Source organism: Undibacterium sp. 5I2 (genome assembly GCF_035019605.1).
In the GTDB taxonomy this organism is placed as follows: Bacteria; Pseudomonadota; Gammaproteobacteria; order Burkholderiales; family Burkholderiaceae_D; genus Undibacterium.
In genome coordinates this window covers 50,406-63,005 of record NZ_JASJVS010000003.1, presented here as the reverse complement: position 1 = coordinate 63,005, position 12,600 = coordinate 50,406, and the positions used below count along the sequence as shown (strand labels likewise).

11 protein-coding genes and 2 pseudogenes are annotated in these 12,600 nt (G+C 55.5%); 5 read left to right on the top strand and 8 right to left on the bottom strand.

What is annotated here, in order from left to right; all coding sequences use genetic code 11:
• Window positions 1–11: 11 nt before the first annotated feature.
• The 8 genes and pseudogenes from QN359_RS02050 to hutC all read right to left on the bottom strand — a co-directional run.
• A pseudogene (locus QN359_RS02050) lies at window positions 12–212 on the bottom strand (hypothetical protein); the annotation flags it as partial.
• A 43-nt stretch (window positions 213–255) separates the two neighbouring features.
• A pseudogene (locus tag QN359_RS20045) lies at window positions 256–369 on the bottom strand (VapC toxin family PIN domain ribonuclease); the annotation flags it as partial.
• Window positions 370–555: 186 nt separating this feature from the next.
• Window positions 556–828 carry an antitoxin gene (locus tag QN359_RS02045; protein ID WP_322249059.1) on the bottom strand — a complete coding sequence of 91 codons (273 nt, stop codon included), beginning with the start codon at window positions 826–828 and terminating at the stop codon, window positions 556–558.
• A gap of 334 nt (window positions 829–1,162) precedes the next feature.
• The gene (locus tag QN359_RS02040; RefSeq protein WP_322249058.1) at window positions 1,163–1,318 is read right to left on the bottom strand and encodes a hypothetical protein; all 156 of its coding nucleotides are present in this window, start codon (window positions 1,316–1,318) and stop codon (window positions 1,163–1,165) included.
• Window positions 1,319–1,613: 295 nt separating this feature from the next.
• Window positions 1,614–1,862, bottom strand: coding sequence for a DUF3820 family protein (locus QN359_RS02035; protein WP_323493294.1), 249 nt, complete (start codon window positions 1,860–1,862; stop codon window positions 1,614–1,616).
• Between the two features lie 2 nt (window positions 1,863–1,864).
• Entirely contained in the window at window positions 1,865–2,500 is a 636-nt protein-coding gene (locus QN359_RS02030) for a DUF2242 domain-containing protein (RefSeq protein WP_322249056.1), read from the bottom strand.
• Window positions 2,501–2,594: 94 nt separating this feature from the next.
• On the bottom strand, window positions 2,595–2,792 hold the full coding sequence (locus QN359_RS02025; protein WP_322249055.1) for a hypothetical protein: 198 nt from the start codon (window positions 2,790–2,792) through the stop codon (window positions 2,595–2,597).
• Window positions 2,793–2,827: 35 nt separating this feature from the next.
• The gene (gene hutC / locus QN359_RS02020; protein ID WP_322249054.1) at window positions 2,828–3,538 is read right to left on the bottom strand and encodes a histidine utilization repressor; all 711 of its coding nucleotides are present in this window, start codon (window positions 3,536–3,538) and stop codon (window positions 2,828–2,830) included.
• Between the two features lie 153 nt (window positions 3,539–3,691).
• Here hutC and hutU point away from each other — a divergent pair, with 153 nt between their 5' ends.
• From hutU to QN359_RS01995, 5 genes are all read left to right on the top strand, one after another.
• Window positions 3,692–5,395: a urocanate hydratase gene (gene hutU / locus QN359_RS02015; RefSeq protein WP_322249053.1), complete on the top strand. Its 1,704-nt coding sequence runs from the start codon at window positions 3,692–3,694 to the stop codon at window positions 5,393–5,395.
• 42 nt (window positions 5,396–5,437) lie between these two features.
• Entirely contained in the window at window positions 5,438–7,000 is a 1,563-nt protein-coding gene (gene hutH / locus QN359_RS02010; protein WP_322249052.1) for a histidine ammonia-lyase, read from the top strand.
• 45 nt (window positions 7,001–7,045) lie between these two features.
• A complete protein-coding gene (locus tag QN359_RS02005) occupies window positions 7,046–7,612 on the top strand; it encodes a HutD family protein (protein ID WP_322249051.1) in 567 nt (188 codons plus the stop codon).
• On the top strand, window positions 7,612–8,853 hold the full coding sequence (gene hutI / locus QN359_RS02000; RefSeq protein WP_322249050.1) for an imidazolonepropionase: 1,242 nt from the start codon (window positions 7,612–7,614) through the stop codon (window positions 8,851–8,853). Before QN359_RS02005 ends, hutI begins: the two co-directional genes overlap by 1 nt.
• Before the next feature lie 120 nt (window positions 8,854–8,973).
• Window positions 8,974–12,594, top strand: coding sequence for a DUF748 domain-containing protein (locus QN359_RS01995; RefSeq protein ID WP_323493264.1), 3,621 nt, complete (start codon window positions 8,974–8,976; stop codon window positions 12,592–12,594).
• Window positions 12,595–12,600 lie beyond the last annotated feature (6 nt).

The following is a 12,600-nucleotide window of genomic DNA, read 5'->3' as shown; positions in this document are numbered from 1 at the left end:
CGTTATTCGCACTACATCATTACCGTGCTTTTCTTTTCTAGCATTTTTGAATCAGGCAGTTCAGTACCAAATTTGTTTACGATCTTGGCACCGCCGCCCACGCCTGAGCTATACACCGTTTCTGGTGTTTGATAACCCAATGATTGATGTTTACGTTCAGCGTTGTAGAACATAAAATAGTTCGCCAAGCCGATCACCAATTCCGGCATACTTTCATCACAGAGGGATCTCTCCGGCCCGTTACCTGAAAATTGATTACCTTTCCAGCCAGTTTTCTACCTTAAGACCACGGATGCGGCTGAATTCGCGCGTGTTGTCCGTCACGAGTGTCAGGCCGAGCGCACACGCTTGTGCTGCGATCAGCAGATCCCCTCTGTGTCAGGATAGTTGGTAAGTTGCCGATTTCGGCATTTTCCAACTATTACGGCGGCAGGATTGATACATGTCTCGCATACCAAATCTGCTTCGGTCCGACCTGCTCAATGTGACGTGCGGCAGGTCCGTCCGAGTGGCGTATCATATCGCTGATGATGTTCGTGTCCAGCAGATAAGCACTCAAAATATGTCCTCAGGCTGGGTGGGCATGTCCTCAATGGTCGGGAACTGATCGTCTGGTCCAAGCGGCACTTCCTTCCTCCACTCGGCCAGCAGTTCGACGATGTTTGTTGGTCGTGTCACCGGTTCGATGATGAGTTTGCTACCTTCGCGGTGGATCATTACACGATCCCCCGGTAACTCGAACTCTACGGGAATTCGCACCGCTTGGCTGCGGTTGTTGCGAAACAGCTTGGCCTCCTTGGGCCTCGATGGTATCGACAGGGTAGGCATGGTATTACTCTTCAATGTATATGCAAAATTGTATGTGCCAGAATATGCTATGTCAATCGTGCGAGACAGTGTGTTAATTCACGCCATTTTTGGGATGTCTACACCCCGGCAAGCCGCCACAAACAGACAAGTTTTTGCGTATCGCGAGGATTGTTTTGTCAATTCTGGTATGGAATCGATTGGTGGCCTACAGATTAACGAGACGGATACTGAGATAGGGATATGTGCGCGACCTCGCAAGCTTCAAACAAGCGCGCACCTTGGTCGCACGCGACACGAATCGGCACGATCAATTTCTGTCGGTCGCTCAACACAGCCGTTCGTCCTCGCCCTGTCAGTTCATGTCACATTCATCACCGCAGGCAAGCCGCACTCGGCGATAGTCCACCGGTTCATCCGCATCGATCTTGAGCAGCACGCGGATGGCTGCATCGGTGGGCTTGTGGGTAGTCTGATCGCGTAGGGCCCGGATGCGGGGGGCGCCAGCCATCTTATGGTCCGCACACCAGTTTTGCAGGGTGACGGTAGCGCTCGGGTTGCTGAGCAGGGTGACGTTGAGGGTTTGTAGCAGAGCAAGTGCTTTGAGGCGGGTAGTTGCGCCATCTTGCCAGCCTGCCAGAGTATGTTGGTCTGCCTGTACGGAGCCGTGCTACAACAGTGCGACCAGCAGCAGTATGCCGACCTTCATGTTTTCCTTCGCTTTCCCGATTTTTGTGGCCGGATTGTAATATCAGTAAGAGTGAATGCAACTTAGCAACTATCCTGACACCGAGGGCATCCCCCACTCAACGCGGCGCTACCAAGCCTTCACCAGCCCGCAAAGGCAGCAACAGCGATCGCAAATCATTGTGATCGATTTCATACATCAGGGCCAACAGTCGGCCAATTTCGCCGTTAGGGAAACCTTCGCGTGCGAACCAGCCCAGATAGTGGCCGGGCAAATCGGCGATGACGCGGCCTTGATATTTTCCGTATGGCATTTTGAAACTCTGCAGTCGCGCGAGGTCATCGGTTTGCCTGGCTTTATCAAACATATTCAATTTGCCTCATGCGGGGCCGGGGTTTTCAGTTCCGGTGGGGGGCTCGGGGTGGGGCCGAGATTTTCTGGCAGCAGCATATCTTTCTTGTCGGTGTCGCTTTCATTCGGGTAGCGTGTGCTGTCTAAGTAGCGATCGAGCAAGTCAAAAAATTGATTGTAAAATTGACCGGTCGGTATCGTTTCACTGGCAACTTTGACTAAAGCATCATCGGTGGAACCGAAGGGCAGCGAGACCGAGCCGATCGCTGAGACGCCGATGCTGGCGGAATTATTGCTCTTTTTGAGCGAGTAGCGGTCGCGTATGGCATTGGCAAAAACAGTCGTGCTGTTGCTACCTTTGCTATCGGCCACGCAAACGACATTGAATTCGATTTCGGAATGCACATCGGCATCGTGCTGGTATTTGCGGCGGCCTTTGATTAAGGTTTTTTGCCAATCATTAATCACATAGCCTTGGCTGAGCAGGGCGCGCCGTGCCGCTTCGCAAGCGCTTTGATCGGTGCCGGCAAAACTGCGTGTGAATACATTGGTTTGGCCGAATTCTTCATGCTGCAATTTTGAGGAGTTATTGGTCGAACAGGCAGCCAGCATGAGTAAAACGGGGAGTAACAATAAAAAGCGACGACACATCATTGAGTCAGTACCAAGGTTGATGCAAAAGTTTGACAAGCGCCGATGCCGCCGGTCGGTGGTATCGGGCGCTGTGTCTGGTTGAGTAAGCTGAACTTCAGGCCAGCGCTTCGGCGGCGGCTTGTTGCGGACTCAAACCGTCAAAAAACAAATCGGTGAACCATTCTATCTCTTCTTCAATGTGATCTTGCGCTTGGGCGACGCTGGCACCGCCGGCGACGAGCAAGGCTTCGACTTCGATACACCAAGCGATCAAGGCTTCTTCGTCGGGATCGAGCTCAATTTTTTTGGCCATATTGCTTCCTTATAGGGTGAGTCAGTGCTCGCTGATTAAAAACTGCCGGCAAATTGGTAATGTTGCCCCGGATGCCACATCGTGACAATGCTGGCAATTTTACCTTGGGAACGCGTTTTACGGTGCAATACCAAGCAGGCTTCCTTGGCAGAGATATGCAACATGGCGGCGATCTGTTTTGGTGGCAACAATGCCTCGATTCGGTAGTCGACTCCTTGCAACGGTGCCACTGCCACCAAGTATTCATTCGGTGTCATACGCGTAAAATCTTGCTGCAGATAAAACGGTGTGACCGTCGAATTGACCCAACGGTCTTCCACTTGTATCGCCAGATCGTTTTCAAAGTGCACAATCACCGAGTGATACAGGGCGTGTCCGGCTTTGACCTGAAATTCCAAGGCAAGTTGCTCATTGGCCGGTTTTTCTTTCAATTCGTGCAGTTCGCTGCGGTGGCGGTGGCCGCGCGAGCGAATTTCATCGGCGATGCTTTTGATTTCGACCAGCGTGGCTTGGTACTTTTGCTGCGCGACATAGGTGCCGGAACCTTGAATACGTTGCAAGATTTGTTCGCTGCTCAGTTCGCGCACGGCGCGGTTGACGGTCATGCGCGAGACTTGGAATTGTTCGGCCAACATGGCTTCGGAAGGAATGGCCGCACCTTCTTTCCAGGTGCCGGCTTGGATTTCGCGTAACAGATAGTCTTTGATGGTTTGAAACGCCGGCGCGGGGGTTGGTTTTTTTAACACGGGATTCCTGCTGATGAATTTGCCCTATTGTCGCATTAGTTGCACTAAAAATCCGCTTGCAAAAGTTGTATATACAACTTACACTTCAGAAAAAGCCGGACGCTTGTTGTCATGCCGTCCAATTCTAATTTCATCAAGACCGGGAGACTCCGCATGCCGCACGCCTTAGACAATGATCCTCGCTGGGACGCCAGTCGCGTTATCCACGCTCCACACGGTGCCGAAAAAGTGTGTAAGACCTGGGTCGCCGAAGCCGCTTACCGCATGCTGCAGAATAATTTGGATCCGGCGGTGGCGGAAAATCCTCAGCATCTGGTGGTGTATGGTGGTATCGGCCGCGCGGCGCGCGATTGGGCTTGCTATGATCAGATTCTGGCTTCGCTCAAAGACTTGGAAGAAGACGAAACCCTGCTGATCCAATCGGGCAAGCCGGTCGGGATTTTTCAAACCCATGCCGATGCGCCGCGCATCCTCATCGCCAATTCGAATCTGGTACCGAAGTGGGCCAATTGGGAACACTTCAATGAACTCGATCGCAAGGGTTTGTTCATGTACGGTCAAATGACGGCTGGCAGTTGGATTTACATCGGCACCCAGGGCATCGTTCAAGGTACCTACGAAACCTTTGCCGAAGCCGGGCGTCAGCATTATCAGGGCGATTGGGGCGGGCGCTGGATACTCACCGCCGGTCTTGGTGGCATGGGTGGCGCGCAGCCGCTGGCCGCCAGTTTCGCCGGTGCCGTATCGCTCAATATCGAATGTCAGCAAGCCAGCATCGATTTCCGTCTGCGTACCCGGTATGTCGACAAACAGGCGGCCGATCTCGATGAGGCGCTGGCGCTGGTGGCCTACCACTGCGAACGGCGGGAAGCGATCTCGATTGCTTTGCTCGGCAATGCCGCCGAGATTTTACCCGAACTGGTAAGGCGCGCCCAAGCCGGTGGCCTGCGGCCCGATATGGTGACCGACCAAACCTCGGCGCACGATTTGATCAATGGTTATCTGCCGGCTGGCTGGACGGTGGCGCAATGGAAGGCGGCGCAGCCGGATCCGGCGCGGCATGCCGAACTGACCGCCGCCGCCGCGCAGTCGTGTACTGTGCATGTGCAAGCGATGCTGGATTTTCATGCGCTGGGCATTCCTACCGTTGATTACGGCAATAATATTCGCCAAGTCGCGTTCGATCACGGTCTGACGCAAGCCTTCGATTTCCCCGGCTTTGTGCCGGCCTATATTCGGCCGCTGTTCTGTGATGGCAAGGGGCCGTTCCGTTGGGTGGCGCTGTCGGGTGATCCTGAGGATATCCGCAAGACCGATGCCAAAATCAAACAATTGTTTCCGGAAAATACAGGCGTGCACAAGTGGTTGGATATGGCAGCCGAGCGGATTGCCTTCCAAGGTTTGCCGGCGCGTATATGCTGGCTGGGTTTGGGTGAGCGTCATTTAGCTGGTCTGGCGTTCAATGAAATGGTACGCACGGGCGAACTCAGTGCACCGATCGTGATCGGCCGCGACCATCTCGATACCGGTTCGGTGGCGAGCCCGAATCGCGAAACCGAAGCGATGATGGATGGTACCGATGCCGTGTCCGATTGGCCCTTGCTCAATGCCATGCTCAATACCGCCGGCGGTGCCAGCTGGGTTTCGCTGCACCATGGCGGCGGCGTTGGTATGGGCTATTCGCAGCATTCCGGTATGGTCATCGTGGCCGATGGCAGTGCTGCCGCCGATAAGCGGCTGGCACGGGTGTTGGTCAATGATTGTGGCTCGGGTGTGATGCGTCATGCTGATGCCGGCTATCCGCAGGCACAGGCGTGCGCCCGGCGTGCCGGCTTGCAGTTACCAATGTTGAAATAAGCACGGCAGCTACCACTTACCGCTACCCAGAACAGGTTTTTTATGAACGATACAAATAACACGATTAATCCGACTTTCACCATCCAAGCAGGCCGCTTGAGTTTGGCCGATTTACGCGCGGTTTGGCAGCGCGCCGCCCCCTTGCAATTGGCCGCCGAGGCGTATCCGGCCATCGATGCCGCCGCTGCCACGATTGCCCGCATCGTTGCCAAGGGCGAGGCTGCCTACGGTATTAATACCGGCTTTGGCAAGCTGGCCAAAACCCGCATTCCTGACGAACAACTCGAGCTGTTACAGCGGAATTTAATTCTCTCGCATTCGGTTGGCTCCGGTGAGTTGATTGCCGACGATGTTTGTCGTTTGATTTTGCTGATGAAAATCGCCAGCCTGGCGCGCGGCTATTCCGGCATCCGTGCCAGTGTCATCGACAGCATGATTGCCTTGTTCAATGCCGGCATCATGCCGGCTATTCCGGTCAAAGGCTCGGTCGGCGCTTCCGGCGATTTGGCCCCGCTCTCGCACATGAGCTTGGCCTTGATGGGCGAGGGTATGGTGCGGGTGAATGGCAGCTTGCTGCCGGCCGCTGCGGCGCTGGCTGCGGCCGGTATCGCACCGGTGGTGTTGGCAGCGAAAGAAGGGCTGGCGCTGATCAATGGCACGCAGGTGTCGACCGCGCTGGCGCTGAACGGCTTGTTTTTGGCCGAGCGCTTGCTCGAAGCCGCTACCATTACCGGCGCTTTGTCGGTCGACGCGGCCAAAGGCAGCGACGCGCCGTTCGATTCGCGCATTCACGCCAGCCGTGGTCAGCCGGGGCAGATCGCTACCGCGGAAATTTATCGTACCCTGCTGGCGGACAGTGAAATTCGGCGCTCACATTTAGTCAATGACGAACGGGTGCAAGATCCCTATTGCTTGCGCTGTCAACCGCAAGTCATGGGGGCTTGTCTTGATCTCATCAATAATGCGGCGCGTACTTTGCTCATTGAAGCCAATGCCGTCACCGATAACCCGCTGGTGTTCGTCGAGACTGGCGAAGTGATTTCGGGTGGGAATTTTCACGCCGAACCGGTTGCGTTTGCCGCCGATAGCTTGGCCTTGGCCATTGCCGAAATCGGTTCGATCGCCGAGCGCCGTATCGCCTTGTTGATCGATGCCTCGATTTCCGGTTTGCCGCCGTTTTTGGTGCCGTCTTCGGGCCTTAACTCCGGCTTCATGATTGCGCATGTGACGGCGGCGGCACTGGCTTCAGAAAATAAATCGCACGCCCACCCAGCCAGCGTCGACACGATTCCAACTTCGGCCAATCAGGAAGACCATGTCAGTATGGCGACCTTCGGGGCGCGCCGTCTGCACGAAATGGCGCACAATACCGGCACCATCATCGGGATAGAATTACTGGCAGCCGTTCAAGGCATCGATTTCCATGCGCCTTTGCAGACCTCGGCAATGCTGGTGCAAGTGCAAAAATTACTGCGCGCGAAAGTGGCGTTTTACGATAAAGACCGCTTTTTTGCACCCGATATCGAAGCCGCGAAAGGCTTGGTGATGGCCGGGCAGGTCAGTGCTGCTTGTCAGTCGCTGTATCAACGTCTGTATCTGGCTTAAGGCGCAGCGCTCATGCAGGTATGGAAATCCCATGATAGTCTCCCCATGCCTTGGAAAAACGGCGGCGGCAGTACGACCGAGTTGGCGGTATTCCCGGCCGGGGCCGGGCTCGACGATTTTGTTTGGCGTTTGAGTCGGGCCGAGATCTGCCGTGACGGGCCATTTTCGTTTTTTCCTGGTATTGATCGCAGCTTGGCGCTCTTGTCCGGCGATGGCTTGGTTTTGCAGGACGACAGCACTGCCACGAGCATGCGGGTCGGCGGTGCGCCACATGTTTTTGCCGGTGAACGCGCCGTGCATGCGCACTTGCTGGAGTCTGCCGTGGTCGATCTCAATATCATGACCAGGCGCAGCCACTGCGTGCATCAGTTGCACAGGCTAGCTGTCGGTGAGCATGTGCTGGCGGCGACAGCGGCCGAGCAGCTGTTGCTCTATTGCGTATCCGGCGAGCTGCTCTTAGCGGCCAGCGAGCCGGCTGAGTGCTCGCTCAGTAGCGGCGATGTCTGCCTGTTGACGCCATCCGCAGCGGGCTTGAAACAGCGCTGTCAGGTCGCGCAAACGGCGCAAGCTTGGCTGATACGATTACATTTTTTCAAGCAAGGAGAAAGCTGATGCCGCATTGGGACAGTCTGTGGACTAATCTGCATGTCGCCACGATGGTCGATGGCTATGGTGTGGTGCGCGACGCCGCCGTGGCTGTACAGGATGGACAGCTCGCTTGGATCGGCCAGCACAGTGATTTACCCGCGCACTGCCGCGCCACTACGCAGTATGAAGGCGGCGGTGCCTGGCTGTTACCGGGCTTGATCGACTGTCATACCCATCTCGTGTATGCCGGTAACCGCAGCGATGAATTTGAGGCGCGCCTCAATGGCGTCAGTTATGCCGACATCGCCCGTCAGGGCGGCGGCATTCTGGCTACCGTGCGCGCCACCCGTGCCGCCAGTGAAGAGCAATTGTTGGCGGCCAGTTTGCCGCGTCTGCATGCCATGCTGGAACAGGGCATGACTACGCTGGAAATCAAATCCGGTTACGGTCTCGATGTGGCGACCGAAGCGCGGATCTTGCGCGTGGCGCGCCGCATCGGCCGTGATTTCCCGGTGCGTGTGAAAACCAGCTTTCTCGGTGCGCACGCGCTGCCACCGGAGTATCTGGGGCGCGCCGATGCCTACATCGATCTGGTCTGTGATGTCATGCTGCCAGCCTTGGTGGCCGATGGTTTGCTTGATGCCGTCGATGCATTTTGTGAGCACATAGGCTTCACCCCGGGGCAGACCGAACGGGTATTTCAAGCGGCGCAGGCGCATGGTTTGCCAGTCAAATTGCATGCCGAGCAATTATCGGATCAGGGCGGGGCGGCCTTGACCGCTCGGTATCGTGGCTTATCGGCCGATCATCTCGAATATTTGTCGCCGGCAGGAATTGCCGCGATGGCCGAGTACGGCACGGTGGCCGTGTTGTTACCCGGTGCATATTACTTCCTGCGTGAAACGCAATTGCCACCGCTGCAGGGTTTGCGCGCAGCCGGCGTGCCGATAGCCTTGGCGACCGATTGCAATCCCGGCACGGCACCGCTGACTTCCTTGCTTTTGAGTATGAATATGGCATGCACGCTGTTTCGCATGACACCATTGGAAGCTTTGCAAGGCGTCACGTGTCATGCGGCGCGTGCGCTGGGCTTGGCCGCTGAGTGCGGCAGCTTGGTTGTCGGTCGGGCCGCCGATTTCGGTTTGTGGCAAATTGAACGGCCGGCCGACTTGGCTTACCGGATTGCTGGCCCCGGGCCCTTGTGTACTGTATTCGCGGGAAACATTGTGGCTGGGAAGGCGCAGCCAGTGAGCAATGATGTGTAGCTAATACGTAATATATTTTTTGCAATTGTTTACCTCAAGGTGCGGGGGTTTATTTTTGCAATTTGCTATCAGGACGTATAATGTAAAGAATTATAGATACGGCAAGGTGTCGCGGCCTTGATGCCGACGCCGATTGCGCCTTCCAGCAAGCTGCACAATGCTCGTATCTGCCTGAAAGTCGCACACATGCCGAGGTTGCCCGTGACAAATCCCTTCCCTGTTCTGCTCCGCGCTGTGCCGCGCTTAAAGCCTTGGCTAATTGGTGTCGCTGTACTTTTTTTGCTATCGGCAGTGCTGAGTTGGGCTTTTTTACCTGGCTATGTGAAACGGATTGCGATTGAACAAACGCAACAGCAAATCGGCCGTAAATTAGAACTTGATACCCTCAATTTTTCCCCGCTGCAATTAACTTTACGTATCGATGGTGTGCGCCTGTATGAAGCCGATGCGAAAACCCTGATGTTTTCGGCGCAGAGCGTGTTACTCAATCTGTCCCTGAGTTCCTTGTTTCACCAAGCGCTGGTGGTTGAGGAATTTCAACTGAGCAAACCGTCGCTGCATCTGCAACGACTCGATACCCATGGCCGCTACAATCTCAGCGACATTCTGGATAAACTGGCGGCCACACCGAGCAGCGGCGCACCGCTGCGCTTCGCCATCGCCAACATTGAGCTGCATGGCGGCAGTGTTGAACTCGATGACCATGTACTCGACAAGCAATTTCGCGTGAGCGAGCTGGAGCTGGGCTTGCCTTTCATTTCGAATTTCCCCAAGGCGATCAACAGCGTGGTGGAACCGAAATTGTCGGCCCGTATCAACGGTGCCGGCTTTGCTATGAATGCCAGAAGCACACCGTTTGCCAGCAGCTTGGAAACCCGTCTCGCCATCGATCTGAAAAAGCTTGATCTGGCGCAATTTGTTGGCTATCTACCGATCAGCTTGCCGCTGGAAATACGTCGCGCCGTCCTCAGTACCCAGCTTGATTTGGTCTTCAGTCGCGCCAAGCCAGCCCATATAGTGCTGCGCGGCGCGGTGCGCTTGCAAGATGTGCTGCTCAATGATTTGCATGCTTCACCCTTGCTGCAAGTGGCTGAATTACGCGCCGATATCAAATCACTTGACTTACTCACTTCTGCGCTCGAACTCAATCGGCTGCAGTTGCAATCTCCGCAAGTGTGGTTAGCGATCAGTCGAAAAGCCGGCCTTAATTGGGCTAGCCTTGCTCCTGCCAGCAGCGCCAAGCCTGCACCGACCAGCCCATCGGCCAGTCCGTCGGCCTTAGCAAATCTAAAACTGCAGGATCTCGTCATCGCCGATGGTCAATTACACTTCAGCGACGATGTGCATGCTCAACCGCAGCAACAAGTCGAATTGCAAAACATATCGCTGCACCTGCAGGGGCTGGCCAGCGCCGCTACGGCGGCACCGGCACGTATCGAACTGAGCTTGGCCAGCGGCGATGCCGGGCAGCTCGAATTCAGTGGCCAGTTTGCCCCGCATGCTGGCAGTCTGGATGGCAAACTGGTACTCAAACAAATCGCTTTGGCTTCGTACCAGAGTTTTCTCGCTCCTGTCCTGCACGCGCAAGTCAGTGGGGTACTCAACGCCAGCACTGAGTTGGCCGTGCATGAGCAGAATCTATCTCTCAAAGCTTTATCCTTGCAACTGGAGAAATTGCGCGTACAAGGCAAACCGGCCGACGGCAGTCTGGCCTGGTCCAGCTTGGCGCTCGATGGTTTGGCGCTTGACAGCAGTGCCCGCAGCGTGACGATGGAAAAATTGGCCGTCAATGGTTTGCAGCTCGATGTACAACGCGATGCCCAAGCTCGTTTGGGCATGCTGAACTGGTTAGCGCCGGCTGCCAGCAAGTCGGCCGCCACTACTGCGCCTGCCAGTCCGGCCTGGAAAGTCATGTTGGCCGGTTTTTCTGTGCAAGATGGGAAAATTCGTTTTACCGACCATGCGGTGCAGCCGCAGGTGGCGCTGAGCGCCGAGGCGATCGGATTGCAATTGACGGGCATCAGCAGCGATGCCTCGAGCGCGACCCAATTCAGCTTGCAATCTCAGCTCAATCGCAAGGGTAAGTTTAATCTCAAGGGCCAGCTCGGCAGCGCCTGGCAGGCGCTCGATGTTGCCATCGATGCACAAAGCTTACCGGTAGCTGCTTTGTATCCGTATTTTTCCCAATATTTGAATGTCGAATTGAATAAGGGTGATGCCAATGCCAAAGGCCAGCTCACAGTGCGCAAGCTGTTACAAGCCACACCGGAAATCGGCTACGACGGTGCCCTCAGTTTGAACGACTTCCGCATGTTTGAACCTGGCAGCGATGACGATTTCCTCGAGTGGAAGGGTATTCTCCTCGATGGTGTGCATGCGCGTTTCGGTGCGGCAGCGCCGCTGGTAAGTGTAAAAAAATTGGCCTTGAATGACTTTTTTGCCCGCGTTATCTTGTCTGATAAAGGGCGCTTGAATTTAGAAAATATCATTGTCCCGCAGCCGGCTTTGAGCAGCGCAGCAGCGCCCACGTCGGCACCAGCGTCGGCACCGGCCATCATCCGCATCGCCCAAACCGCGCTGCTCGGCGGGAATATCAACTTCACCGATCATTTCATTAAACCGAATTACCGCGCCAATCTCACCAATCTCAGCGGTAACATCGGCTTGATCGCCTCGGACAATCCGCAAGCTGCCGATGTGGAGTTGCATGGCAAAGTAGATGATGACGCGCCCTTGCTGATTGCCGGTGCCATTAATCCGCTGTCGGCACCGATTTTTATCGACATCACCGGCAGTGCCAATGGTTTGGAGCTGACTCGTTTGACGCCGTATGCGGCCAAGTATGCCGGTTATGCGATAGAAAAAGGCAAGCTGTCTATGCAAGTCAGCTACCATATCGAGAAGGGCCAACTCAATGCCAATAATTCGGTCAATCTCGATCAACTGACTTTCGGTGAGCGTATCGATAGCCCAACCGCGACCAAATTACCATTGACCTTGGCGATCGCCTTGCTGCGCGATAATGAGGGGCGCATCGCGATCAACCTGCCGATCAGCGGTACTTTATCGGATCCGCAGTTTTCAGTCGGTGGCATCATCTTCAAAGTCTTGGTCAATGTCATCACCAAAGCCGTCACCTCACCGTTTTCTTTACTCGGTTCGATGTTCGGCGGTGGTGCGGAACTCGCTTACATCGAATTTCAACCGGGGCAGTCCATCTTGGCCGCGGCGGCTACGGAAAAACTCGGCAATCTGGCCCAGGCACTGACGCAGCGCAGCGGCCTCAAGCTCGATATCATCGGCCGCGTTGATCCCGCCAGCGACACCGAGGGCGTGCGGCGCAATTTGTTGGACAGTCAATTGCGTGAGCAAAAATGGCGCGATATGCATCAGAAAGATCGCAGCATCAAAGCCGAACAATTGACGCTCGAAGACAGCGAACGCAGTAAATATATAGAACTGCTGTACCGCGCCGCCAAGTTCGACAAGCCGCGCAATGTCTTGGGTATAGCGCGCAGCTTGCCGACCGCCGAAGCCGAACAGCTGCTGTTGAAAAACCTCAGCGTATCGGCCGAAGACTTACGCGTGCTGGCGCAGAAACGCGCCGATGGCGTGCGTGATTATCTCGAGCAGGTCAAGCATATCGAGCGCGAACGCTTATTCTTGATCGCACCGAAACTGAGTGCCGATGGCATCAGCGACCACGGCCAGCCGAATCGGGTCGATTTCGAGATCAAATAGGCGGCG

Excerpts from the sequence above, each read along its gene's own strand:
- hutH (WP_322249052.1), top strand. The coding sequence starts at position 5,438 with ATGAACGATACAAATAACACGATTAATCCGACTTTCACCATCCAAGCA.
- QN359_RS02030 (WP_322249056.1), bottom strand. The coding sequence starts at position 2,500 with ATGATGTGTCGTCGCTTTTTATTGTTACTCCCCGTTTTACTCATGCTG.
- QN359_RS02035 (WP_323493294.1), bottom strand. The coding sequence starts at position 1,862 with ATGTTTGATAAAGCCAGGCAAACCGATGACCTCGCGCGACTGCAGAGT.
- QN359_RS02005 (WP_322249051.1), top strand. The coding sequence starts at position 7,046 with ATGCCTTGGAAAAACGGCGGCGGCAGTACGACCGAGTTGGCGGTATTC.
- QN359_RS02040 (WP_322249058.1), bottom strand. The coding sequence starts at position 1,318 with ATGGCTGGCGCCCCCCGCATCCGGGCCCTACGCGATCAGACTACCCAC.
- QN359_RS02045 (WP_322249059.1), bottom strand. The coding sequence starts at position 828 with ATGCCTACCCTGTCGATACCATCGAGGCCCAAGGAGGCCAAGCTGTTT.
- hutI (WP_322249050.1), top strand. The coding sequence starts at position 7,612 with ATGCCGCATTGGGACAGTCTGTGGACTAATCTGCATGTCGCCACGATG.
- QN359_RS01995 (WP_323493264.1), top strand. The coding sequence starts at position 8,974 with ATGCCGACGCCGATTGCGCCTTCCAGCAAGCTGCACAATGCTCGTATC.
- QN359_RS02025 (WP_322249055.1), bottom strand. The coding sequence starts at position 2,792 with ATGGCCAAAAAAATTGAGCTCGATCCCGACGAAGAAGCCTTGATCGCT.
- hutU (WP_322249053.1), top strand. The coding sequence starts at position 3,692 with ATGCCGCACGCCTTAGACAATGATCCTCGCTGGGACGCCAGTCGCGTT.